The sequence below is a fragment of the Pseudomonas faucium genome (genome assembly GCF_021602585.1).
GTDB lineage: Bacteria > Pseudomonadota > Gammaproteobacteria > Pseudomonadales > Pseudomonadaceae > Aquipseudomonas > Aquipseudomonas faucium.
The window spans coordinates 49,744-70,106 of record NZ_BQIP01000018.1 but is presented as its reverse complement, the minus strand read 5'-3'; the positions used below and the strand labels follow the sequence as shown (position 1 = coordinate 70,106).

Here is a 20,363-nt window from a genome sequence, read left to right as displayed (position 1 = left end):
CATCCACGACACATGGGCGATACCTGGCAGCGGTGAAATGACTCTCGACGGGGAACGACATCCCCCACCCGAAGAAGATGCCCAGGAGAAATGCCATGAACGTGAAAACCTTTGCCGGTGCCAGCCTGTTTGCCGTGCTCGCCTTCGCCGCCCTTGGCGCCCAGGCCGCCAGCCAGCCGATGAACACGGACGGCGCCATGCAGTACCACTACGGTGAGCACCTGGATATCAAGAAAGTGCTGTCGGTCAAGGACGATCAGAGCAACGCCTGCGGCCCGGTCAACACGCGCATGAACTACCTCGATTCCAAAGGCCAGCACGAAAGCCTGGAGTACCGCAGCTACGCCACGGCCGGTTGCCATGACAATTGATCGGCGGCTGTTGAAGGCCGGCGGCGTGGCCCTGGCGCTGGTGGGCCTTGGCCTGGCCGGCCAGTTGCTGGCCCGCGACGACTACGGCCCCATGCCGTCGCTGGCCGGCGCCAGCCAGTGGCTGAACTCGCCCCCGCTGGACGCCCCCGCGCTCAAGGGCAAGGTGGTGCTGGTGGATTTCTGGACCTGGGACTGCATCAACTGCCAGCGCAGCCTGCCGCATGTGAACGACTGGGCCCGGCGCTACGGCGACCAGGGGCTGGTGGTGGTGGGCGTGCACACCCCGGAGTACGACTACGAGCACGATGTCGGGCAGCTCAAGCGCAAGGTGGCAAGCCTGGGCATCGGCTACCCGGTGGCGGTGGACAACGACTATCAGGTGTGGAATGCCTGGGGTAACCAGTTCTGGCCGGCGCATTATTTTGTCGATCGCCAGGGGCAGGTGCGGCATGTGCACTTTGGTGAAGGGGATTATGGCGGGCAGGAGAAGGTGATTCAGGCTTTGCTGGATGAGAAGGGATGATTGCCTGTACTGGCCCTATCGCCGGCAAGCCGGCTCCCACAGGTACCCCACAAGCCTGAATATTGTGGAGTACCTGTGGGAGCCGGCTTGCCGGCGATCGGCCCGCTGCATATTCAAGTGAAACTGGCAAAATGCGCCTGCATCCGCCGCGCATCCGCCTGCTGCCCACTGAACAGCTCGAACGCCTTCACCGCCTGGAACACCGCCATATGGCTGCCATCCAGGGTCCGGCACCCCAACGCCCGCGCCGCCCGCAGCAATTCGGTCTGCAGCGGGAAGTAGATGATCTCCGCCACCCACAGCCGCTCATGCAGCCACTCGACCGGCAGCGGCGTACCTGGCACCTTGGCCATGCCCACCGGGGTGGTGTTCACCAGCCCATCCGCCACCGCCAGCTCTGCCTCCAGGTCGCTGCCCAGCACCGCCCGGCCCACGCCGAAGCGCTGGTTGAGGTTGTCCACCAGCGCCTGCGCCCGCGCTGTGTCCACCTCGAACAGCAGCAGCCGCTCGACCCCTTCGCCAAGCAGCGCATGGGCCACCGCCGAACCCGCTCCGCCCGCGCCCAGCTGCACCACCTGGCGGCGCGGCGCATCCGGCAGGCCGCGGCGCAGGCCTTCGGCAAAGCCCAGGCAATCGGTGTTGTGGCCGACGCGCTTGCCATCCTTGAGCACCACGGTATTCACCGCGCCGATCCCGCGCGCTTCGTCCGACAGCTCATCGAGCAGCGGCACGATCGCCTGCTTGAACGGGTAGGTAATGTTCAGCCCGGTGAAGCCGGTGCGCTGCGCGGCGTCGAGCAGCTGCGCCAGGGCACTGTCGTCGAGCTGCAGCTGGTCGGCATCGATCAGCCGGTACAGGTAGCGCAGGGCCTGGGCATCGCCCTCGTGCTCATGCAGGGCAGGGGTGCGCGACAACTGGATGCCGCGGCCGATCAGCCCGGCAAGGATGGCGGGCTGGCTCATGCGGCACGCTCGCCCAGCAGCTCGGCGAAGTGGCTCAGGGCCATGCGGTAGCCCTGGCTGCCGAGGCCGCAGATCACACCCACGGCGATCGACGAGACGAACGACAGGTGGCGGAAGGGTTCGCGCTTGTGCACGTTGGACAGGTGCACTTCGATGACCGGCAGTTCACAGGCCACCAGCGCATCGCGGATGGCCACCGAGGTGTGGGTCCAGGCGCCGGGGTTGATCAGGATGCCGGCGCAGCGCCCGCGCGCGGCGTGGATCCAGTCGATCAGCTCGCCTTCGTGGTTGGTCTGGCGAAACTCGATCTGCAGGCCCTGCGCCTGGGCCGTGTCGGCGCAGCCCTGGGCAAGGTCGGCGAGGGTTTCATGGCCGTACTGGGTCGGTTCGCGGCTGCCCAAGAGGTTCAGGTTGGGGCCGTTTAGCACAAGAATGAGGGGCTTCATGGCGCACATCGCTTTGTTGTTTTTGGATGCACCTATCTTTGTACCACCCGGTTAGTTTCGTCAATTGAGGCCAAAGGGGAAGTGGGCGATTATCGGCCCGCCGCCCTGGCGGATGACAAAATTGTAATTTCCCCGCCACCGCCCCGATAACCACGCCTCCCTACAGTCCCCGGCACCGCTTGCCGACGAGGACTCCTGACGTGCCCATCCCCCGCAAGATCGCCGTGCTCTGCCTGTTGCTCGCGGCCACCGCCAGCGCCCAGGCCGGGCAGGGCTTGAGCCTGCCCGACGCGCTCGCCGCCGCGTTCGCCAACAACCCCGAGCTGGCCGCCGCCGGCCGCGAGCGCGGCATCGCCGAGGGCGAACGGCGCCAGGCCGGGCTGGTCCCCAACCCGGAGCTGTCCTGGGAGGTCGAGGACACCCGCCGCGACACCAGCACCACCACGGTCACCCTCAGCCAGGCGCTGGAGCTCGGAGGCAAACGTGGCGCGCGCATTGCCGTGGCCAGCAGCGGCCAGGCCATCGCCGAGCTCGACCTGCAACGCCAGCGCAATGGCTTGCGCGCCGATGTGGTCCAGGCCTTCCACGCCGCCCTGCGCGCACAAACCGCCGTGGACCTGGCGCAACAGTCCCAGGCCCTGACCGAGCGTGGCCTGAAGGTCGCCCAGGGGCGCGTGAGCGCCGGCCAGGCCTCGCCCGTGGAGGCCACCCGAGCCCAGGTGCAGCTGGCCCAGGCGCACGCCGAGCTGCGCCGTGCCGAAAGCCAGCGCACGGTGGCCTTCCAGGCCCTGGCGCGGTTGACCGGCAGCCCCCAGGCCAGCTTCGGGCACGTGCAGGCCGCCGAGCTGTCGCCCGGCACCGCCCCCAGCGCCGAAGCCTTGCTCGCACACCTCGAGCAGACCGCCGAATGGCGCCTGGCGGCCGCCCAGATCGAACGTGGCGACGCCTCGCTCGGCTCGGAAAAGGCCCAGCGCATCCCCAACCTGACCGTCAGCCTGGGCAGCCAGTACAGCCGCGAAGACCGCGAGCGGGTCAACGTGGTCGGCTTGTCCATGCCCCTGCCGCTGTTCGACCGCAACCAGGGCAACGTGCTGGCCGCCGCGCGCCGCGCCGACCAGGCGCGCGACCTGCGCAATGCGGTGGAGCTGCGCCTGCGCAGTGAAACCCGCAGCGCCGTCAGCCAGTGGCGCACGGCGCTGCAGGACGTAGAGGCCTACGACCGCACCATCCTGCCGTCGGCGCAGCAGGCGGTGGACACCGCCACCCGCGGTTTCGAAATGGGCAAGTTCGCCTTCCTCGACGTGCTCGATGCCCAGCGCACGCTGATCGATGCACGCGCCCTGTACCTGGACGCGCTGGCCGCGGCCACCGATGCCCGGGCGCAGGTCGAGCGCATCTATGGCGATGTCGCCAGCTTGAGCACTCCAACGATCAGCAGGAGCAACCATGAATAACCCCCGCAAGCTCGCCCTCCTGGCGGCTGCCGTTGCCGTGCTCGGCTTCGGCGGCCTGGCCTGGACCGGCAACCTGGGCCAGGCCAAGCACGATGAGCACGCCGAAGACGGCCATGGGCATGGCCAGGCCAGCGCCGAGGCGCACGAGGACGAGGAGGGCAAGGTGCACCTGTCCGCCGCGCAGATCGAGGCGGCCGGCATCCAGCTGGTGGCCGCCGCCCCGGCGCCGATGAGCAGTGCCATCAGTTTCCCCGGCGAGATCCGTTTCGACGAAGACCACACCGCCCACGTGGTGCCACGGGTGCCCGGGGTGGTGGAGGCGGTGCAGGCCAACCTGGGCCAGGCGGTCAAGCGCGGCCAGGTGTTGGCGGTGATCGCCAGCCAGCAGATTTCCGACCTGCGCAGCGAGCTGCTGGCGGCCCAGCGCCGCCTGGAGCTGGCGCGCCTGACGTTCCAGCGCGAGCAGCAGCTGTGGCAGGAGCGCATCAGTGCCGAACAGGACTACCTGCAAGCCCGCCAGGCCCTGCAGGAGGCCGAGATCGCCATGGCCAACGCCCGGCAGAAAGTCGCCGCCGTGGGCCCGGCCGGTGCCGGCAACCGTTACGAATTGCGCGCGCCGTTCGATGCGGTGGTGGTGGAAAAGCACCTGACCGTGGGCGAGGTGGTCGATGAGACCAGCAACGCGTTCACCCTGTCTGACTTGAGCCGGGTCTGGGCCACCTTCGCCGTCGCCCCGCGCGACCTGGCCAAGGTCACCACCGGGCGCAGCGTCAGCGTCAGTGCGCCGGACCTGGGCGCCCAGGTCGAGGGCCAGATCAACTACGTCGGCAGCCTGCTCGGCGAGCAGAACCGCGCCGCTACCGCCCGCGCCACCTTGGCCAACCCGGACGGCGCCTGGCGCCCCGGATTGTTCGTGACCATCGCGGTCAGCACCGAGCGGGTCGAGGCCGCCGTGGTGGTGCCGCAAAGCGCGCTGCAGAACTGGGAAGAGCAGACCGTGGTGTTCGCCCGCACCGAAGAGGGCTTCGAGGCACTGCCGGTGCAGACCGGCCGGCGCGATGCGGGCCAGGTGGAAATCACCGCAGGCCTGAGCGCCGGCACCCAGGTGGCTGCCGCTGGCAGCTTCGTCCTCAAATCGGAGCTTGGCAAAGGCTCCGCCGAGCACAGCCATTGATCGCGGGGACGCTTGCATGTTCGAACGCCTGATCCAATTCGCCATCGAGCAGCGCCTGGTGGTGATGCTCGCCGTGCTGCTGATGGCCGCCGTGGGCATCCACAGCTACCAGAAGCTGCCCATCGACGCGGTGCCCGATATCACCAACGTGCAGGTGCAGATCAACACTGCAGCGCCGGGCTACTCGCCGCTGGAAACCGAGCAGCGCATCACCTACGCCATCGAAACCGCCATGGCCGGCCTGCCGGGGCTCAAGCAGACCCGTTCGCTGTCGCGCTCCGGTTTGTCCCAGGTAACGGTGATCTTCGCCGACGGCACCGACCTGTTCTTCGCCCGGCAACTGGTCAACGAGCGCCTGCAGGTCGCCCGCGAGCAGTTGCCCGAAGGCATCGAGGCGGGCATGGGGCCGATCTCCACCGGGCTGGGTGAAATCTTCCTGTGGACGGTGGAGGCCGAGGAGGGCGCGCTCAAGGACGACGGCACGCCGTACACCCCCACCGACCTGCGCGAGATCCAGGACTGGATCATCAAGCCGCAGTTGCGCAACGTGCCCGGGGTGGCCGAGGTCAACAGCATCGGCGGCCACGCCAAGCAGTACCTGATTGCGCCGGAGCCCAAGCGCCTGGCGGCCTACAAGCTCACCCTCAACGACCTGATCGGTGCCCTGGAGCGCAACAACGCCAACGTCGGCGCCGGCTACATCGAGCGCAACGGCGAGCAGTTGCTGATTCGCGCGCCGGGGCAGGTGGCCACGCCCGAGGACATCGCCAACATCGTCATCTCCACCGCCGATGGCACGCCCATTCGCGTCAGCCATGTCGCCGAGGTCGGCCTGGGCCAGGAGCTGCGCTCCGGCGCCGCCACCGAAAATGGCCGCGAGGTGGTGCTGGGCACGGTGTTCATGCTGATCGGCGAGAACAGCCGCACGGTATCCCAGGCCGTGGCGGCCAAGCTTGAGGACATCAACCGCAACCTGCCCAAAGGGGTGGTGGCGGTGACCGTGTACGACCGCACGCACCTGGTCGAAAAAGCCATCGCCACGGTGAAGAAGAACCTGGTCGAGGGCGCGATCCTGGTGATCGCCGTGCTGTTCCTGTTCCTGGGCAATATCCGTGCGGCGCTGATTACCGCGATGGTCATTCCGCTGTCGATGCTGTTCACCTTCACCGGCATGTTCAGCAACAAGGTCAGCGCTAACCTGATGAGCCTCGGCGCCCTGGACTTCGGCATCATCGTCGACGGCGCGGTGGTGATCGTCGAGAACGCCATCCGCCGCCTGGCCCATGCCCAGCAGCGCCATGGCCGCATGCTGACGCGCAGCGAGCGCTTCCACGAGGTGTTCGCCGCCGCCCGCGAGGCGCGCCGGCCGCTGATCTACGGCCAGCTGATCATCATGGTGGTGTACCTGCCGATCTTTGCCCTGACCGGGGTCGAGGGCAAGATGTTCCACCCCATGGCCTTCACCGTGGTGCTGGCCTTGCTCGGCGCCATGATCCTCTCGGTGACCTTCGTGCCGGCCGCCATCGCGCTGTTCGTCACCGGCAAGGTCAAGGAAGAGGAAGGCGTGGTGATGCGCACCGCGCGCCAGCGTTATGCACCGGTGCTGGCCTGGGTGCTGGGGCGGCGCAAGCTGGCCTTCGCTGGGGCGGCTGCGCTGGTGCTGTTGTCTGGGGTGATGGCCAGCCGCATGGGCAGCGAGTTCATCCCCAGCCTCAGCGAGGGCGACTTTGCCCTGCAGGCGCTGCGGGTGCCGGGCACCAGCCTGTCGCAGTCGGTGGACATGCAGCAGCGCCTGGAGCAGGCGATCATCAGCCAGGTGCCGGAAGTGCAGCGGGTGTTCGCCCGCACCGGCACGGCGGAAATCGCCTCCGACCCGATGCCGCCGAACATTTCCGACGCCTATGTGATGCTGCGGCCCCAGGAGCAGTGGCCAGACCCAGGCAAATCGCGCGACGCGCTGATTGGCGAAGTGCAGCGCGCCGCCGCCAGCGTGCCGGGTAGCAACCACGAATTGTCGCAACCGATCCAGCTGCGCTTCAACGAGCTGATTTCCGGGGTGCGCAGCGACGTGGCGGTAAAGCTGTTCGGCGACGACATGGACGTGCTCAACCGCACCGCCGCTGAAATTGCCGGCAGCCTGCAGCAAGTGCCGGGCGCCTCGGAGGTGAAGGTCGAGCAGACCACCGGCCTGCCGGTGCTGACCATCGACATCGACCGCGACAAGGCCGCCCGCTACGGCCTGAACGTGGGCGACGTGCAGGACGCCATCGCCATTGCCGTGGGTGGCCGCACGGCCGGCACGCTGTACCAGGGCGACCGCCGCTTCGACATGGTGGTGCGCCTGCCCGAAGCCCTGCGCACCGATGTCGAGGGCTTGTCCAGCCTGCTGATTCCCGTGCCGGCGAGCGCATCGGCCGGGCAGATCGGTTTCATCCCGCTGTCGCAGGTGGCCAGCTTGAACCTGCAACTGGGGCCCAACCAGGTCAGCCGCGAGGATGGCAAGCGGGTGGTGGTGGTCAGTGCCAACGTGCGTGGGCGTGACCTGGGCTCGTTCGTCGAGCAGGCCGAGCAGACCCTGCGCGAGCAGGTGGCGATCCCGCCTGGCTACTGGACCCGCTGGGGTGGCCAGTTCGAGCAGCTGCAGTCGGCGGCCGAGCGCCTGCAGGTGGTGGTGCCGGTGGCGTTGCTGCTGGTCATGGCCTTGCTGCTGATGATGTTCAACAACCTCAAGGATGGCCTTTTGGTGTTCACCGGCATTCCCTTCGCCTTGACCGGCGGGGTGCTGGCGCTGTGGCTGCGTGATATCCCGCTGTCGATTTCCGCGGGGGTCGGCTTCATCGCCTTGTCCGGGGTGGCGGTGCTCAATGGCCTGGTGATGATCGCCTTCATTCGCAGCCTGCGCGAGGAAGGCCGCAGCCTGCGGGTGGCGGTCGAGGAAGGGGCGCTGACGCGCTTGCGGCCGGTGCTGATGACGGCGTTGGTGGCCTCGCTTGGGTTCATTCCGATGGCCCTGGCGACCGGGACCGGGGCCGAGGTGCAGCGGCCGTTGGCGACCGTGGTGATTGGCGGGATCCTGTCGTCGACGGCGCTGACCTTGCTGGTGTTGCCGGCGTTGTACCAGTGGGCGTACAGGCGCGAGGAGGAGTGAGGCTGGGGGCCGCTGCGCGGCCCAATCGCCGGCAAGCCGGCTCCCACCAGGGCCTGAGCACACCACCTTCCCTCTGGGAGCCGGCTTGCCGGCGATTGGGCTGCAAAGCAGCCCCACTTTCACCCCGCGCTACGAACACTTAGCCGCTGCCCCTCAACCCCCGGCTCATCATGCAGCGAGATCCGCGAAGTCTCCGGCAACGCCAACCCCCCCACCAGCGCCACCAAGGCAATCACCACCAGGTAGAACGCCGGCGCCAGGCTGCTGCCGGTCTGCCCGATCAGCCAGGTCGCCACCAGCGGCGCGGTGCCGCCAAACAAGGTGTAAGCCACGTTGTAGGTGATCGCCGAGGCGGTATAGCGGGTACGGGTCGGGAAACTCTCCGACAGCAGCGCCGCCGTGACCACGCCACTGCACAGCGCCCCCACCGCCAGCAGAATCACCCCCAGCAGCGCCCCCGACATCGACCCGGAACTGGCCAGCCAGTACGCCGGAAACACGCACAGCATCACCCACAGGCAGGTGAAGCCGATGGTCTTGCGCCGCCCCACGCGGTCCGAGAACGCCCCGGCCAGCGGGCAGCCTGCCGCCGCGAACAGCAACGCCACCGTGGTTACCAGCAGCGACTGGGCGCGGGTGAGGTTGCCGACCAGTTGCAGGTAAGTGGCGAAGTAGGTGGTGAACATGTAGAACGACAGCGCGGTCAGCGAAATGAACGCCCCCAGGTTGCGAATGGCCCGGCCATGGCTGCGCAAGGTTTCCTTGAGCGGCGAGTGTTCATGGGCCTTGCCCTCGGCCAGCGCCTGGCGGAAGGCCGGGGTTTCTTCCATGCGCCAGCGCAGGTACAACCCCACCAGCCCCAGTGGCGCGGCCACCAGAAACGGCACGCGCCAGCCCCAGCTGCTCATCGCTTCGGCCGACAGGCTGGCTTCCAGGCCATAGGCGATCACCGCCGCGCAGGCGAATGCGGAAAAGGTCGACACCGGCACGAAACTGCCATAGAACGCCCGTCGGTTGCGCGGTGCGTGCTCCATCAGGTACGCGCAGGCCCCGGCGTACTCGCCGCCGGCGGAAAAGCCCTGCAGGCAGCGCGCCAGGGTCAGCAGCGCCGGCGCGGCGAGGCCGATGCTGGCGTAGGTCGGCAGTAGGCCGATCAGGGTGGTGGAGCCGGCCATCAGCAGGATGGTCAGCGACAGGATGCGCTTGCGCCCCAGCCGGTCGCCCAGGGCACCGAAGACGATGCCGCCCAGTGGCCGCAAGGCGAAGGCCACGGCGAACACGGCAAAGGTCTTGAGCAACGCCACGCTGGCATCGCCGCTGGCGAAGAACTGGCTGGCGATCAGGGTGGCGAGAAAGCCGTAGACCGCGAAGTCGAACCATTCGACGAAATTGCCGATGGCCGAGGCGGCGATGACCCGGCGAAGGGTGGCGGGGGATACCTCATGAGATGCGCACATGTGCAGGTGCTCCGGTTCCATAGGCAGCCTGAAGGAACGTGAGGCGGTCGAGGCCGCGTCATCGATGTTGTACCGGCAGTAGACCGGGGTGTGCGGGGTGGTGCTTCTTCATGGGCGACATCGGGATATCTGTTCTGGCCGGGCTGGCCCTATCGCCGGCAAGCCGGCTCCCACAGGCACAGCACAGGCCTTGAAAACTATGATGTCCCTGTGGGAGCCGGCTTGCCGGCGATAGGGCCTGCGCAGGCGCCAACCCATGCGCTAGAGTCTGTGGCTGCAGTTACAACGAGGAGCCGACCATGGCCCAGAACATCTACGACAACCCCGACTTCTTCGCCGGCTACAGCCAGCTGCCGCGCCAGCAGCTGGGCCTGGACGGCGCGCCGGAATGGCCGGCGATTCGCGCCATGCTGCCCAGCCTTCGCGGCAAGCGCGTGGTCGACCTTGGCTGCGGTTTCGGCTGGGCCTCGCGCTGGATGCGCGAACAAGGCGCCGCCTCGGTGCTGGGCCTGGACCTGTCGCAGAAAATGCTCGAGCGCGCCCGCCGCGACACCCATGACCCAGCCATCGAATACCGCAGCGCCGACCTCGACCAACTGCAGCTGCCGCCAGCCGCCTTCGACCTGGCCTACAGCGCACTGACCTTCCACTACGTCCAGGACTTCGCCCGCCTGGTGCGCACCCTCGCCCAGGCCCTGGCCCCGGGCGGGCACCTGGTGTTCACCGTCGAGCACCCGATCTACATGGCCGCCGCCCACCCGCAGTGGTTCAAGGACGCGGACGGCCGCCCGACCTGGCCGGTCAATGGCTACGCGAACGAGGGCGAACGGCGCACCGATTGGTTTGCCAAGGGCGTGCTGAAGTACCACCGCACCCTGGCCAGCACCCTCAATACGCTGATCGACGCCGGGTTGCGGATAAACCGGGTCGAGGAATTCGCGCCCAGCGCCGAGCAGGTGGCCGCGATGCCATCACTGGCCGAGGAGCGCGAGCGGCCGATGATGTTGCTGGTGGCCGCCCAGCGCTGAAACCGAGCAGGCCGGCCTCGCTGCCGGGCGGGCGGCGAGGCCGGTGTTCATCTACGCGTCAGAAACGCATGTCCAGCGCCACCTCGAAGGTCCTCGGTGCGCCCATGTAGTACTGCTGCCCGTAGGCCTGCTTGGCATACACCTCGTCGGTCAGGTTGCGCACCCGCCCGGTGAGCGTGGTGTGCTCGTCCAGCCGGTAGCGGGCGAAGGCGCCGAACAGGGTATAGGCCGGGGCCTTGAGGGTATTGGCGTTGTCGGCATACACCGAACCGACGTAGCGCCCATCCATGCCCACCGACCAGGCGGGGTTGAAGCTGTAGGTCAGCCACAGGTTGGCGACGTTGGCTGGCACGTTGACCGGGTTGTTGCCCTCGCGCGACACCGACACGCCGTTGACGGCCTCGTTGAAGGTGTCGTACTTGGCGTCCACATACGCATAGTTGGCCTCGGCCAGCAGCTTGGCCGTCACCTGCAGGCGCCCGGCCAGCTCGATGCCGCGGGAGGTCTGCTGGCCGGCCTGGACCGTGAGGTTGGGGTCGACCGAATCGCGCACGGCAAAGTCCTTGCGCACGATCTGGTACAGCGCCACCGTCGCCGCGCCGCGCCCGTCGAGGAAATCGAACTTGCTGCCCACTTCCCACTGCTCGCCCTTGGACAGGTCGTACAGGCCGACATTGGAATAGGTGGCTGCAGCGAGCGAGCCGGCCGGCAGGTCGGCGGCGGTGCTGTACTGGGCATAGACGCTGGCCGACGGGGTGAGCGCGTAGGTCAGGCCGATGCGCCCGGACAGCGGCTCCCAGCGCCGCTCGAAGTAGGCCGGCGAGGTGGGGGTGACGGCGCCGTAGTTGGTCACCTGCATGTCCAGGTAGTCGTAGCGCAGGGCGGTCAGCAGGGCCAGGCGCTCGGTCAGTTGCAGGCGGTTTTCGGCGAACACGGCGCGGTTGGTCAGCTCGTGGCGGCGCTGCTTGGTCAGGCCGGCATTGACCCCGGGGATGTCGTCGAAGCTGCCCGGGTCGAAGTGCTCGGGGTCGACCACGTCGGTGTAGCTGCCCGAGGTCGGGTACAGGGTCTGGCGCATGCGCGAATAGTCCAGGCCCAGCGACCACTGGCTGGCCAGGCCGAACAGGTGGTTGTCATGGCGCAGTTCGATGCGGTCGCCCAGCACGTTCTGGTCGTGGCGTTGCAGGTAGGGGCTGGCGCGCTGCACATCGCCGTTCGGGGTGTAGCTGTAGCGCTCCAGGTTGCGGTAGTCGCGCTGGGCGTTGTAGTGGTACAGCGTGTTCTGCACGCTGGTGCTGTCGCTGAGCTGGTAGTCGAGGATCGAGCGCAGCCAGCGCACCCGTTGCTCGTAACGGCCGTCCGCGACGTTGTAGTTTTCGAAGCGGCGGCTGTTGTCGATCTTCATGGTGCTGCGCCCGGGCAGGATCGGCGAGCCCCAGTACGGGCTGTCCTCGCGGTCTTCCTGGTACTCCAGCGCCAGGGTGTGGGTGAGGTTGGGGGTGAGGTCACTGAGCAGCGAAAACGCCAGGCTGTCGGTTTGCCGCTCGTTGCGGTCGATGTAGCCGTTGCCGCTGCCATGGCTGTAGTCCAGGCGCATGAAGTGGCGGGCGTCGGCGGGGTTGCTGGCCAGGGCCTGGTTGATGCCGAAGGCCACTTCCGAATCGTCGAAGCTGCCATAGCGCACTCGCCCGTCGATGATCTGCTGGTCGCGGCTGGCGAGCTTGGTGATGTAGTTGATCGAGCCGCCGACCGAGCCTGCGCCATGCAGGAACGACGACGGCCCGCCGAGCAGTTCGACGCGGTCCAGCACCCAGGCATCCACCGGCCGCGTGGCGCTGCTGTAGCCCAGGTTGATGCCGTTGTAGAGCTGGGTGACCTGGTTCTGGGTGAAGCCGCGGTAGCTGACGAAGCCGCCGTAGCCTGGGTTGGCCGAGGCGTTGACGCCGGTCATGGCGTTGATCACGTCCTGGCTGTCCTTGGCGCCGCGCTCTTCGATCACGCGCCGGTCCGACACGCTCACCGAGGCGGGCGTTTCGCGGGCGGTCAGGCCCAACCGGGAGCCGGTGCGGATGGGTTCATCCAGCTGCACGCCGGAGGGCGCTTCGCGCTCGCCGTCGATGGTGGTGGCGCTCAGTTCAACGGCGGCATCGTCCGCCCAGGCAAAGGTGCAGGTGCCCATGAGGAGCACCAGGGAGGTATTGCGAAACATGTTTTTATGTCTTCCACGCAAGGGTCATGGCTGACCACGCACGCGCGCAGGCGCGCCCGGCTTATCAGTGGTCAGGCGAAATGCAAGGCTGCAGCGGGGAAGACGGCGGGGGAGGCGCGGGGGTTGAGGGCAGGGCGTTGGTAGCGTGGCGGCGGCTGCGCCCAGCTGCGCACCACGATCGGCGAGCTGGCGGCGCTGTGGGCCGGGGCGAACGACCAGCCGGCGCTGCTCAGCGGCACGGCCATGCCGAACGAGGAACACACCGGGCAGTCGAGCTGGGCCATGTGCTGGTCGCCGCCGGCGCCATCGAGGTCGATGGCCACGCCGTGCTCGCTGTTGATCGAGCAGAACCCGCCTTCCAGGCCGGCCAGGCGCAGGCCGCCCATCTGGCCATGGTGCAGGCCGCACAGCAATAGGCTGAACAGGACGCTGGCATAGAGCGTCCAGGCGGTCAGCGTGCGGGTCTGCCGGGTGGTTTTCATGGCGGCGAATCTACCACCCGGACGAACGGTCGGGTAGCCCTTGGGCGCGGCAGGTTGTCGCAGCTAGGCGGCCCGCTCCAGGGCATCGAGCAGCTCGACGAACTCCTGCGCCAGCCTGTGCCGCGGCGCCAGGTGCACCAGCGGCACCGAGACCTGGTGCGATTCACGCATCTTGATCGAGCTGCTCAGGTACACCGGCAACACCGGCAGGCCTTCGCTGCGCAGATGATCGACCAGGGTCTGGTGCAACGCCGTGCGCCCGGCGAACTGGTTGACCACCACGCCTTCGACCTGCAGCGCCGGGTTGTGGTCCTGGCGCAGTTCCTCGACTTCGGCCATGACGCTGTACAGCGCCTGGCGCGAGAAGCTGTCGCAGTCGAATGGAATCAGCAGGCGCTCGGCCGCCACCAGGGCGCTGAAAGTGTAGAAGTTCAGTGCAGGCGGGGTGTCGATGTAGATGCGTTCGTAGTCTTCGCCCAGCTCCACCAGCAGCTTGCGCAGCTTGTTGATCTTGAACTTGCTCTCCAGCTTGCTCTGCAGGTCGCTGAGGTCGGGGCTGGCGGTGACCAGGTGCAGGTTGGGGTAGCGCGTCTGGGTGACCGCCACGCGGTGCTTCTTGCCGGCGGCGAGCGTGGGCGAGAGGGTCTGGCGGAAGAAGTCGGCGATGCCGGCGGGGATGGCGTCGTCGGTCAGCCCGGTGAGGTAGTAGGTGGCGTTGGCCTGCGGGTCGAGGTCGACCAGCAGTGTGCGATAGCCCTCGGCGGCGCTGGCTGCGGCCAGGTTGCAGGCAATGCTCGATTTGCCCACGCCACCTTTCTGATTGAAAACCACACGACGCATGAGACGCTCATCCATGAAGGGGGAAATGTCAGGTTGGGGTCAATCCTATGACCGAAAGACGACAGTTTTATGACAACACTTGTTACAACTAGCGTAGTAGAGCTTTTTCTTCCTGCTCGGCCAATTCGTCCTCCACCTGCTGCATGCGCTGCTCGGCCAGCGCCTGCACCTTCGGATCGCGCGCGGTCTCGCGCATCAGCCGGGTGAGCTTGGCGCTCAGTTGCTTGCCCGCTTCGGTGTCTTCCATGGCCCGGGCCTTGGCCGGGTCGCGGGTGGCGGCGACGATGCTGGCGAATTCGGCGTCGCTGAAGTTCTGCTCGCTGTAGAGCTTGAACAGGTCCTGGCGCTGGTCCTCGACCGTGAGGTGCTTGCGCAGCACCGCGCCGATGGCCTGCTCGTCGAGCTGCGGGTGGGTGCGCTGCAGCAGCGCGGCCATGCGCTCGATGTTGTGCTCGTAGGCTTCCTGCAAGGGCAGGTTGGCCAGGATCTGTGCTTCACGGGTGGGCTTCTGGTCGCAGGCGCAGAGCGCGGCAGCGAACAGCAGGGGCAACAGCAACTTCGGCAAGCGGGGCATGGAGGTGGGCCTTGGGCGGGTGTTTCAGAGCGGCGATTATAGCGGGGCGCCCGGGCAATTGCGCCGGGCACCGTGCGGGCGATTCAAGGCGTGCCGTTGCGGCCGTGGGCGACGAAGCCGCGGCGTGCGGTGAGGCGCTCGAAGTACGCGCTCACCGCTGGCAGCGGCGGGTGCTCGAAGGGCGTCTCGAACCAGCGGTTCACCGACAGCCCGATGGGGATGTCGGCCAGGGTGAAGTGCTCACCTGCCACGTAGGCACCGGTGGCGGCGAGCTGGCGCTCGAGGATCTGCATGTTGTGCGCCCACTGCGCGCAGCCCTCGGCCAGCGCCTGCGGGTCCTGGTGCGCCGGGGAGTGGCGTACCAGCGACTGGAAGGCATAGCTCCAGGCGCGGTTCAGGTCCGAGGCCTGCCAGTCGATCCACTGGTCCACGCGGGCCCGGGCGATTGCCTCGGTGGGGTAGCAGGCGGCATCGCCATAGCGGTTGGCGAGGTAGCGGATGATGCTGTTGGACTCCCAAAGAGTGAAGTCGCCATCCTGGATCACCGGCACCATGGCGTTGGGGTTGAGGGCGATAAATTCCGCGCTGCTGGTGGGCTTGAAGCCCGTGCCCCAGTCTTCGCGCTGGAACGGGATATCGAATTCGACGCAGGCCCAGAGGACCTTGCGCACGTTGATGGAAGACGCTCTGCCCAGTATCCGTAACATGCCGTGGTCCTTGCTCGGGGAAGCGCCGATCGTCCGACAGGCCATGATCTGGGTCAAGGGGCTGGGTGAAAACTACCCAGGGCTGTGCCGAATTGGTGCATATTTGCCTCCAAATAAGTCACGCAGCACACATCGATCGCGCCCGATCGGCGCTTTACTGTGCATGTTGCACCGGTTTTCCTATGCCTCGCGCCTGCTTTTTTCGGCTTTTCCAGCCCCTGCAAAAGCGGCCCGCATATTGCTCTTGCCGCTGCACCTACTACCCGGAGCACCCCGACCATGAGCTCACCCTCCGAATTCCCCCTGTGCGAAGCGCCCCAGCATGCGCGCAAGGGCCTGTTGCCGATCGCCATGGTGCTGTTCAGCTTCACCTTCTTCACCGGCACCATGTTCGCCGGCGGCAAGCTGGGCATGGCCTTCGGCTTCGTCGACATGCTCTGGGTCGCCGTCATCGGCAACAGCCTGTTGGCGCTGTATGCCGCAGCGCTGGCGTTCATCGCCTCGCGCAGCGGGCTCAATACCGTGCTCATGGGCCGCTTCTGCTTCGGTGAGGCGGGCAGCCGGCTTTCGGACTTTCTGCTCGGTTTCGCCGAACTTGGCTGGTACGCCTGGGGCACCGCCACGGTGGCCATCGTGCTGGTCAAGCTGCTGGGGCTGGCGCCTGGCTTCACGGTGCCGCTGATGGTGCTGTTCGGGCTGGGCTTCAGCATTACCGCCATCGTCGGCTTCAAGGGCCTGGACCTGCTGTCGCGGGTGTCGGTGCCGCTGATGTTCGCGCTGCTGGTGATCTCCATGGTGATCGCCACCCGTGATGTCGGCGGCCTGCAGCAGCTCGCCGCGCTGGTGCCGCATGAAACCCTGACCTTCTCGGCCGCAGTGACCATGGTCTTCGGCACCTTCGCCAGCGGCGCCACCCAGGCCACCAACTGGACGCGCCTGTCGCGCAGCGGGCGGGTGGCAGTCACCGCCAGCATCGTCGCGTTCCTGCTCGGCAACGGCCTGATGGTGGTGGCGGGGGCCTGGTGCGCGATGGTCTACCAGCAGGCCGACATCGTCGAGGTGATGATGCTTCAGGGCCTGTCGTTCGCGGCGGTGGTGATGCTCTGCCTGAACCTGTGGACCATCCAGGGGCCGACCATCTACAACGTCTCGGCGGCGGCCTGCCACCTGCTGCGCAGCGAACGCCGGCGCAGCATGACCCTGGCGGCCGCGGGTGTCGGCATCCTGCTGGCGATCGGTGGCATGTACGAAATGCTGATCCCGTTCCTGGTGCTGCTGGGCTCGATCATCCCGCCGGTGGGTGGGGTGATCATGGCCGACTTCTGGTACCGCCACCGTGGCAAGTACCCGGCGCTGGCCTCGGTCAGCCTGCCGCGCTACAACGTTGCCGGGCTGTTCGCCTATGCCGTCGGCGCGGTGCTGGCCTACGCCTCGCCGTGGGTCGCGCCGCTGGTGGGCATCAGCGCCTCGGCGCTGTGCTACATCCTGCTGCTCGAGCTGCGTGGCCGGCGCCAGGTTCTGGGCCAGGCCGAGGCCGAGCAGTGAGCCTGGCACTTGAACAACTGCTGTGCCTGCCGGGCCTGCAAGACATGCGCGTGCGCGCCGGCGCCCGCCACCTGCAGCGGCGCGTGCGCTGGCCCTACGTGGCGGAGAACGAAGGCATCGCCGAATGGGTGATGGGCGGCGAGCTGGTGTTCGTCACCGGCATCAACCACCCGCGTGGCGAGGGCAACCTGCTGAGCCTGGTGGAGGATGGCGAGGCGGTGGGCATCGCCGGCATGGTGATCCTCACCGGTGGCTCGTTCATCCAGCGCATACCGCCTGCGGTCATCGCCCGCGCCGAGCAGCTGGGCCTGCCGCTGATCGAGCAGCCCTATGCGCTGAAGATGGTGGTGGTCACCCACCTGATCGGTACCGCGCTGGTCCAGATGACCCAGGAGCGGCGTTCGCGCAACGACATCCTCGGCCAGTTGCTGACCGGCGATTACCCCAGCCTGGCCATCGCCCGCCAGCGTGCGGCGCACCTGCAACTGGCGCTGGACGGCCCGCGCCGGCTGGTGGCGCTGCGCCTGTCGGCGGTCGACGGGCTGTTCGAACGGCACGGCCTGGCCCAGGGCGAGCGCCTGTGGCAAGGCACCCGGCAGGCACTGGAAGACGTGCTGGAAGCCTGGTGCCGCAGCCGGCCCGAAGCGGTCACGGCGCAATTGGCCGGGGACTTGTTCGTGCTGCTGTTGCCCGACGCGCCCGACCTGCGCGCAGCCCTGGCTGGCCTGCACCGGCAACTGGCCGAGCTGGCGGGCGAGATGAGCCTGTTCATGGGCCTTTCCAGCCCCGCCGAGGACTGTGCCCGCTACCGCCAGGCCCTGAACGAAGCGCGCCAGGCGCTGGAGGTGGCGCAGAACCTGCGCCCGGCCAGCGGCCTTTGCGACTTCAGCGAGCTGGGCGTGCTGCGCTTGCTGCAAGGGGTGGTCGACCGTTCGCTGCTCGACGACTTCGTCAGCCAGACCCTCGGCCCGCTGCGCAGCCCCGGGCGCAAGCAGCCCAATACCTTGTTGCACACCCTCGATGCCCTGCTCATGGAAAACGGCAACGGCCTCAAGGCCGGGCAGCGCCTGGGTGTGCACCGCAACACCATCAACCAACGGATGCAACGCATCGAACAACTGAGCGGGCAGTCCCTGGACGACCCGCTTTTTCGCATGAATGCTGCGGTCGCTATGCTGATATGGCGCATGACCGAAGCCCAAGGCAAGGAGTAACTCCATGAACATCATCAACGCACGCCTGCGCGGCAAGGCCGGCTTGTTCCGCATCGAACTGCAGGGCGAGCGCATCGCCGCCATCGTGCCCCAGGCCGAGGTAGTCGCTGCCGCCGGCGACGACCTGGACGCCCAGCAGAACCTGGTGGTGGCGCCCTTCGTCGAGCCGCACATCCACCTGGACGCGACCCTCACCGCAGGCGAGCCGAACTGGAACATGAGCGGCACCCTGTTCGAAGGCATCGAGCGCTGGGCCGAGCGCAAGGCGATCACTACCCACGACGACATCAAGACCCGCGCCAAGAAGACCATCGGCATGCTGGTGGACCACGGTATCCAGCATGTGCGCACCCACGTCGACGTCACCGACCCCAAGCTCACCGCGCTCAAGGCCATGGTCGAGGTGCGCGAGGAAGTGCGCGCGCTGGTCGACCTGCAGATCGTCGCCTTCCCCCAGGAGGGCATCGAGTCGTATGCCAACGGCCGGGCGCTGATGACCGAGGCGGTGGCCATGGGCGCCGATGTGGTGGGCGGCATCCCGCACTTTGAAAACACCCGCGACCAGGGCGTGTCGTCGGTGAAGTTCCTGATGGAACTGGCCGAGCGCACCGGTTGCCTGGTGGATGTGCATTGCGACGAGACCGACGACCCGCAGTCGCGTTTTCTCGAAGTGCTGGCCGAAGAGGCGAGGGTGCGTGGCATGGGCGCGCGGGTGACGGCGAGCCACACCACGGCCATGGGCTCGTATGACAATGCCTACTGCTCCAAGCTGTTCCGCTTGCTGAAGATGTCGGGCATCAACTTCGTCTCGTGCCCGACCGAAAGCATCCACCTGCAGGGGCGCTTCGACACCTACCCGAAACGCCGCGGCCTGACCCGCGTGGCGGAAATCGACCGGGCCGGGATGAACGTCTGCTTTGGCCAGGATTCGATTGTCGACCCGTGGTACCCGCTGGGCAACGGCAACATCCTGCGCATCCTCGAGGCCGGCCTGCACATCTGCCACATGCTCGGCTACGAGGACTTGCAGCGCTGCCTGGACCTGATCACCGACAACAGCGCCCGCACCCTCAACCTGGGTGAGCGCTATGGCATCGAAGTGGGGCGCCCGGCGAACCTTTTGTTGCTGTCGGCAGCCGATGACTACGAGATGGTCCGCAGCCAGGGGCATGCACGGGTGTCGGTGCGCCACGGCAAGGTGCTGATGCGGCGCACCCCGGCGCAGATCGAACGCTTCGCCTGAAGCGTTCACCACGCTTTGTGGGAGCCGGCTTGCCGGCGATGCAGACACCGCGGTGCAGGGCACCGGCTGCGCCGGTGATCGCCGGCAAGCCGGCTCCCACAATGTCAGCGGTGTTTGCCCAGGCGCAGACATCCGCCGCCAGCTCTGGCATCGTATGGCACCGACTCAAGCCAAACTGCCAAGCCCCTATGGACTCGCTCTACCTCATCGCCCTCGGCGCCATCGTTGCCGGTTTCGTCCAGGGCCTTTCCGGCTTCGCCTTCGGCATGGTCGCCATGTCGTTCTGGGCCTGGGGCCTGGAGCCGCGCCTGGCGGCCTCGCTGACCGTGTTCGGCAGCCTCGCCGGCCAGCTGATCGCCGTGTTCAGCGTGCGCCGCGGCTTCAGCTGGCCGCTGTTGTGGCCCTTCGTGCTCGGCGGCCTGGCCGGCATCCCGCTGGGGGTGTGGGTGCTGCCGTACCTCAACATGCTCTGGTTCAAGGCCGTGTTCGGCACGCTGCTGGTGCTGTGGTGCCCGTTGATGCTGTTGGCGCCGCGCCTGCCCAGGCTGCCGGGCAACCGCCTGGCCGACGGCGCCGTGGGCATGCTCGGCGGGGCGCTGGGCGGCATCGGCGGCTTTACCGGCACAGTGCCTACACTGTGGTGTACCTTGCGCGGCTTCGAGCGTGATACCCAGCGCGCGGTCATCCAGAACTTCAACCTGTCGATGCTGGCGGTAACCATGCTCACCTACCTGGGCACCGGCGTGGTCACCCGCGACATGCTGCCCTCGTTCGGCGTGGTGCTGCTGGCCATGGCCTTGCCGGCGCTGTTCGGCACGCGGGTGTACCTGGGTATCAGCGAGCAAGCGTTCCGCCGCGTGGTGCTGGGTTTGCTGACCCTGTCCGGGGTGGCCATGCTGATGGCCTCGTTGCCCCAGTTGCTGGCCGCTTGAACTTGCCTGGGGGCGCCGAACTTGGCACCCTTTGGCCCGTTTCGCACTTACCGC

Annotated in this window: 18 protein-coding genes; 10 read left to right on the top strand and 8 right to left on the bottom strand. The window is 67.5% G+C overall.

Annotation, left to right across the window (positions count from 1 at the left end; genetic code table 11):
• The first annotated feature begins 95 nt into the window (after positions 1-95).
• Together L6D75_RS19745 and L6D75_RS19740 are read left to right on the top strand one after the other, a co-directional pair.
• Positions 96-371 (top strand): DUF2790 domain-containing protein, encoded by a 276-nt coding sequence (locus tag L6D75_RS19745; protein ID WP_176514546.1) that lies wholly within the window; start codon positions 96-98, stop codon positions 369-371.
• Positions 361-894, top strand: coding sequence for a thioredoxin family protein (locus L6D75_RS19740; protein WP_176514544.1), 534 nt, complete (start codon positions 361-363; stop codon positions 892-894). Before L6D75_RS19745 ends, L6D75_RS19740 begins: the two co-directional genes overlap by 11 nt.
• Before the next feature lie 113 nt (positions 895-1,007).
• On the opposite strand, the gene L6D75_RS19735 is transcribed toward L6D75_RS19740, so the two are convergent.
• Both L6D75_RS19735 and aroQ read right to left on the bottom strand, forming a co-directional pair.
• Positions 1,008-1,856, bottom strand: a complete 849-nt coding sequence (locus L6D75_RS19735) for a shikimate dehydrogenase (protein WP_176514542.1) — start codon at positions 1,854-1,856, stop codon at positions 1,008-1,010.
• Positions 1,853-2,302, bottom strand: a complete 450-nt coding sequence (gene aroQ / locus L6D75_RS19730; RefSeq protein ID WP_176514540.1) for a type II 3-dehydroquinate dehydratase — start codon at positions 2,300-2,302, stop codon at positions 1,853-1,855. The genes L6D75_RS19735 and aroQ overlap by 4 nt, the downstream gene beginning before the upstream one ends.
• Before the next feature lie 200 nt (positions 2,303-2,502).
• Here aroQ and L6D75_RS19725 point away from each other — a divergent pair, with 200 nt between their 5' ends.
• The 3 genes from L6D75_RS19725 to L6D75_RS19715 are packed head-to-tail and all read left to right on the top strand — an operon-like array spanning position 2,503 to position 8,078.
• Positions 2,503-3,756, top strand: a complete 1,254-nt coding sequence (locus tag L6D75_RS19725) for a TolC family protein (RefSeq protein WP_176514538.1) — start codon at positions 2,503-2,505, stop codon at positions 3,754-3,756.
• A complete protein-coding gene (locus L6D75_RS19720; protein WP_176514535.1) occupies positions 3,749-4,930 on the top strand; it encodes an efflux RND transporter periplasmic adaptor subunit in 1,182 nt (393 codons plus the stop codon). Before L6D75_RS19725 ends, L6D75_RS19720 begins: the two co-directional genes overlap by 8 nt.
• 16 nt (positions 4,931-4,946) lie before the next feature.
• Positions 4,947-8,078 (top strand): CusA/CzcA family heavy metal efflux RND transporter, encoded by a 3,132-nt coding sequence (locus L6D75_RS19715; RefSeq protein ID WP_176514532.1) that lies wholly within the window; start codon positions 4,947-4,949, stop codon positions 8,076-8,078.
• A 119-nt stretch (positions 8,079-8,197) separates the two neighbouring features.
• Here the strand turns inward: L6D75_RS19715 and L6D75_RS19710 are convergent, their stop codons facing one another.
• Positions 8,198-9,535 carry an MFS transporter gene (locus L6D75_RS19710; protein WP_176518389.1) on the bottom strand — a complete coding sequence of 446 codons (1,338 nt, stop codon included), beginning with the start codon at positions 9,533-9,535 and terminating at the stop codon, positions 8,198-8,200.
• Between the two features lie 299 nt (positions 9,536-9,834).
• Between L6D75_RS19710 and L6D75_RS19705 the strand changes: the two genes are divergently transcribed.
• Positions 9,835-10,563: a class I SAM-dependent methyltransferase gene (locus tag L6D75_RS19705; protein WP_236193769.1), complete on the top strand. Its 729-nt coding sequence runs from the start codon at positions 9,835-9,837 to the stop codon at positions 10,561-10,563.
• Between the two features lie 58 nt (positions 10,564-10,621).
• On the opposite strand, the gene L6D75_RS19700 is transcribed toward L6D75_RS19705, so the two are convergent.
• The 5 genes from L6D75_RS19700 to L6D75_RS19680 all read right to left on the bottom strand — a co-directional run bounded on the left by L6D75_RS19700 (position 10,622) and on the right by L6D75_RS19680 (position 15,375).
• Positions 10,622-12,772 carry a TonB-dependent receptor gene (locus L6D75_RS19700; protein ID WP_176518152.1) on the bottom strand — a complete coding sequence of 717 codons (2,151 nt, stop codon included), beginning with the start codon at positions 12,770-12,772 and terminating at the stop codon, positions 10,622-10,624.
• A gap of 71 nt (positions 12,773-12,843) precedes the next feature.
• The gene (locus L6D75_RS19695; protein ID WP_236193768.1) at positions 12,844-13,254 is read right to left on the bottom strand and encodes a DUF2946 family protein; all 411 of its coding nucleotides are present in this window, start codon (positions 13,252-13,254) and stop codon (positions 12,844-12,846) included.
• 63 nt (positions 13,255-13,317) lie between these two features.
• Positions 13,318-14,094, bottom strand: a complete 777-nt coding sequence (locus L6D75_RS19690) for a ParA family protein (RefSeq protein ID WP_236193767.1) — start codon at positions 14,092-14,094, stop codon at positions 13,318-13,320.
• Between the two features lie 88 nt (positions 14,095-14,182).
• Positions 14,183-14,668 (bottom strand): hypothetical protein, encoded by a 486-nt coding sequence (locus L6D75_RS19685; protein WP_176511295.1) that lies wholly within the window; start codon positions 14,666-14,668, stop codon positions 14,183-14,185.
• Positions 14,669-14,751: 83 nt separating this feature from the next.
• Positions 14,752-15,375 (bottom strand): glutathione S-transferase family protein, encoded by a 624-nt coding sequence (locus L6D75_RS19680; protein ID WP_176511296.1) that lies wholly within the window; start codon positions 15,373-15,375, stop codon positions 14,752-14,754.
• A gap of 279 nt (positions 15,376-15,654) precedes the next feature.
• Between L6D75_RS19680 and codB the strand changes: the two genes are divergently transcribed.
• From codB to L6D75_RS19660, 4 genes are all read left to right on the top strand, one after another.
• The gene (gene codB / locus L6D75_RS19675; RefSeq protein WP_176511297.1) at positions 15,655-16,920 is read left to right on the top strand and encodes a cytosine permease; all 1,266 of its coding nucleotides are present in this window, start codon (positions 15,655-15,657) and stop codon (positions 16,918-16,920) included.
• Positions 16,917-18,134, top strand: a complete 1,218-nt coding sequence (locus tag L6D75_RS19670; protein WP_176511298.1) for a PucR family transcriptional regulator — start codon at positions 16,917-16,919, stop codon at positions 18,132-18,134. The genes codB and L6D75_RS19670 overlap by 4 nt, the downstream gene beginning before the upstream one ends.
• Before the next feature lie 4 nt (positions 18,135-18,138).
• Positions 18,139-19,377: a cytosine deaminase gene (gene codA, locus L6D75_RS19665; protein ID WP_176511299.1), complete on the top strand. Its 1,239-nt coding sequence runs from the start codon at positions 18,139-18,141 to the stop codon at positions 19,375-19,377.
• Between the two features lie 188 nt (positions 19,378-19,565).
• Positions 19,566-20,309, top strand: coding sequence for a sulfite exporter TauE/SafE family protein (locus L6D75_RS19660; RefSeq protein ID WP_176511300.1), 744 nt, complete (start codon positions 19,566-19,568; stop codon positions 20,307-20,309).
• Positions 20,310-20,363: the final 54 nt, after the last annotated feature.

Bases quoted from the DNA above. Each gene is read 5' to 3' on its own strand.
- L6D75_RS19690 (WP_236193767.1), bottom strand. From the start codon at position 14,094: ATGCGTCGTGTGGTTTTCAATCAGAAAGGTGGCGTGGGCAAATCGAGC.
- L6D75_RS19705 (WP_236193769.1), top strand. From the start codon at position 9,835: ATGGCCCAGAACATCTACGACAACCCCGACTTCTTCGCCGGCTACAGC.
- L6D75_RS19660 (WP_176511300.1), top strand. From the start codon at position 19,566: ATGGACTCGCTCTACCTCATCGCCCTCGGCGCCATCGTTGCCGGTTTC.
- L6D75_RS19720 (WP_176514535.1), top strand. From the start codon at position 3,749: ATGAATAACCCCCGCAAGCTCGCCCTCCTGGCGGCTGCCGTTGCCGTG.
- L6D75_RS19700 (WP_176518152.1), bottom strand. From the start codon at position 12,772: ATGTTTCGCAATACCTCCCTGGTGCTCCTCATGGGCACCTGCACCTTT.
- L6D75_RS19740 (WP_176514544.1), top strand. From the start codon at position 361: ATGACAATTGATCGGCGGCTGTTGAAGGCCGGCGGCGTGGCCCTGGCG.
- L6D75_RS19735 (WP_176514542.1), bottom strand. From the start codon at position 1,856: ATGAGCCAGCCCGCCATCCTTGCCGGGCTGATCGGCCGCGGCATCCAG.
- aroQ (WP_176514540.1), bottom strand. From the start codon at position 2,302: ATGAAGCCCCTCATTCTTGTGCTAAACGGCCCCAACCTGAACCTCTTG.
- L6D75_RS19745 (WP_176514546.1), top strand. From the start codon at position 96: ATGAACGTGAAAACCTTTGCCGGTGCCAGCCTGTTTGCCGTGCTCGCC.
- codB (WP_176511297.1), top strand. From the start codon at position 15,655: ATGAGCTCACCCTCCGAATTCCCCCTGTGCGAAGCGCCCCAGCATGCG.
- codA (WP_176511299.1), top strand. From the start codon at position 18,139: ATGAACATCATCAACGCACGCCTGCGCGGCAAGGCCGGCTTGTTCCGC.
- L6D75_RS19695 (WP_236193768.1), bottom strand. From the start codon at position 13,254: ATGAAAACCACCCGGCAGACCCGCACGCTGACCGCCTGGACGCTCTAT.
- L6D75_RS19680 (WP_176511296.1), bottom strand. From the start codon at position 15,375: ATGTTACGGATACTGGGCAGAGCGTCTTCCATCAACGTGCGCAAGGTC.
- L6D75_RS19710 (WP_176518389.1), bottom strand. From the start codon at position 9,535: ATGTGCGCATCTCATGAGGTATCCCCCGCCACCCTTCGCCGGGTCATC.
- L6D75_RS19685 (WP_176511295.1), bottom strand. From the start codon at position 14,668: ATGCCCCGCTTGCCGAAGTTGCTGTTGCCCCTGCTGTTCGCTGCCGCG.
- L6D75_RS19715 (WP_176514532.1), top strand. From the start codon at position 4,947: ATGTTCGAACGCCTGATCCAATTCGCCATCGAGCAGCGCCTGGTGGTG.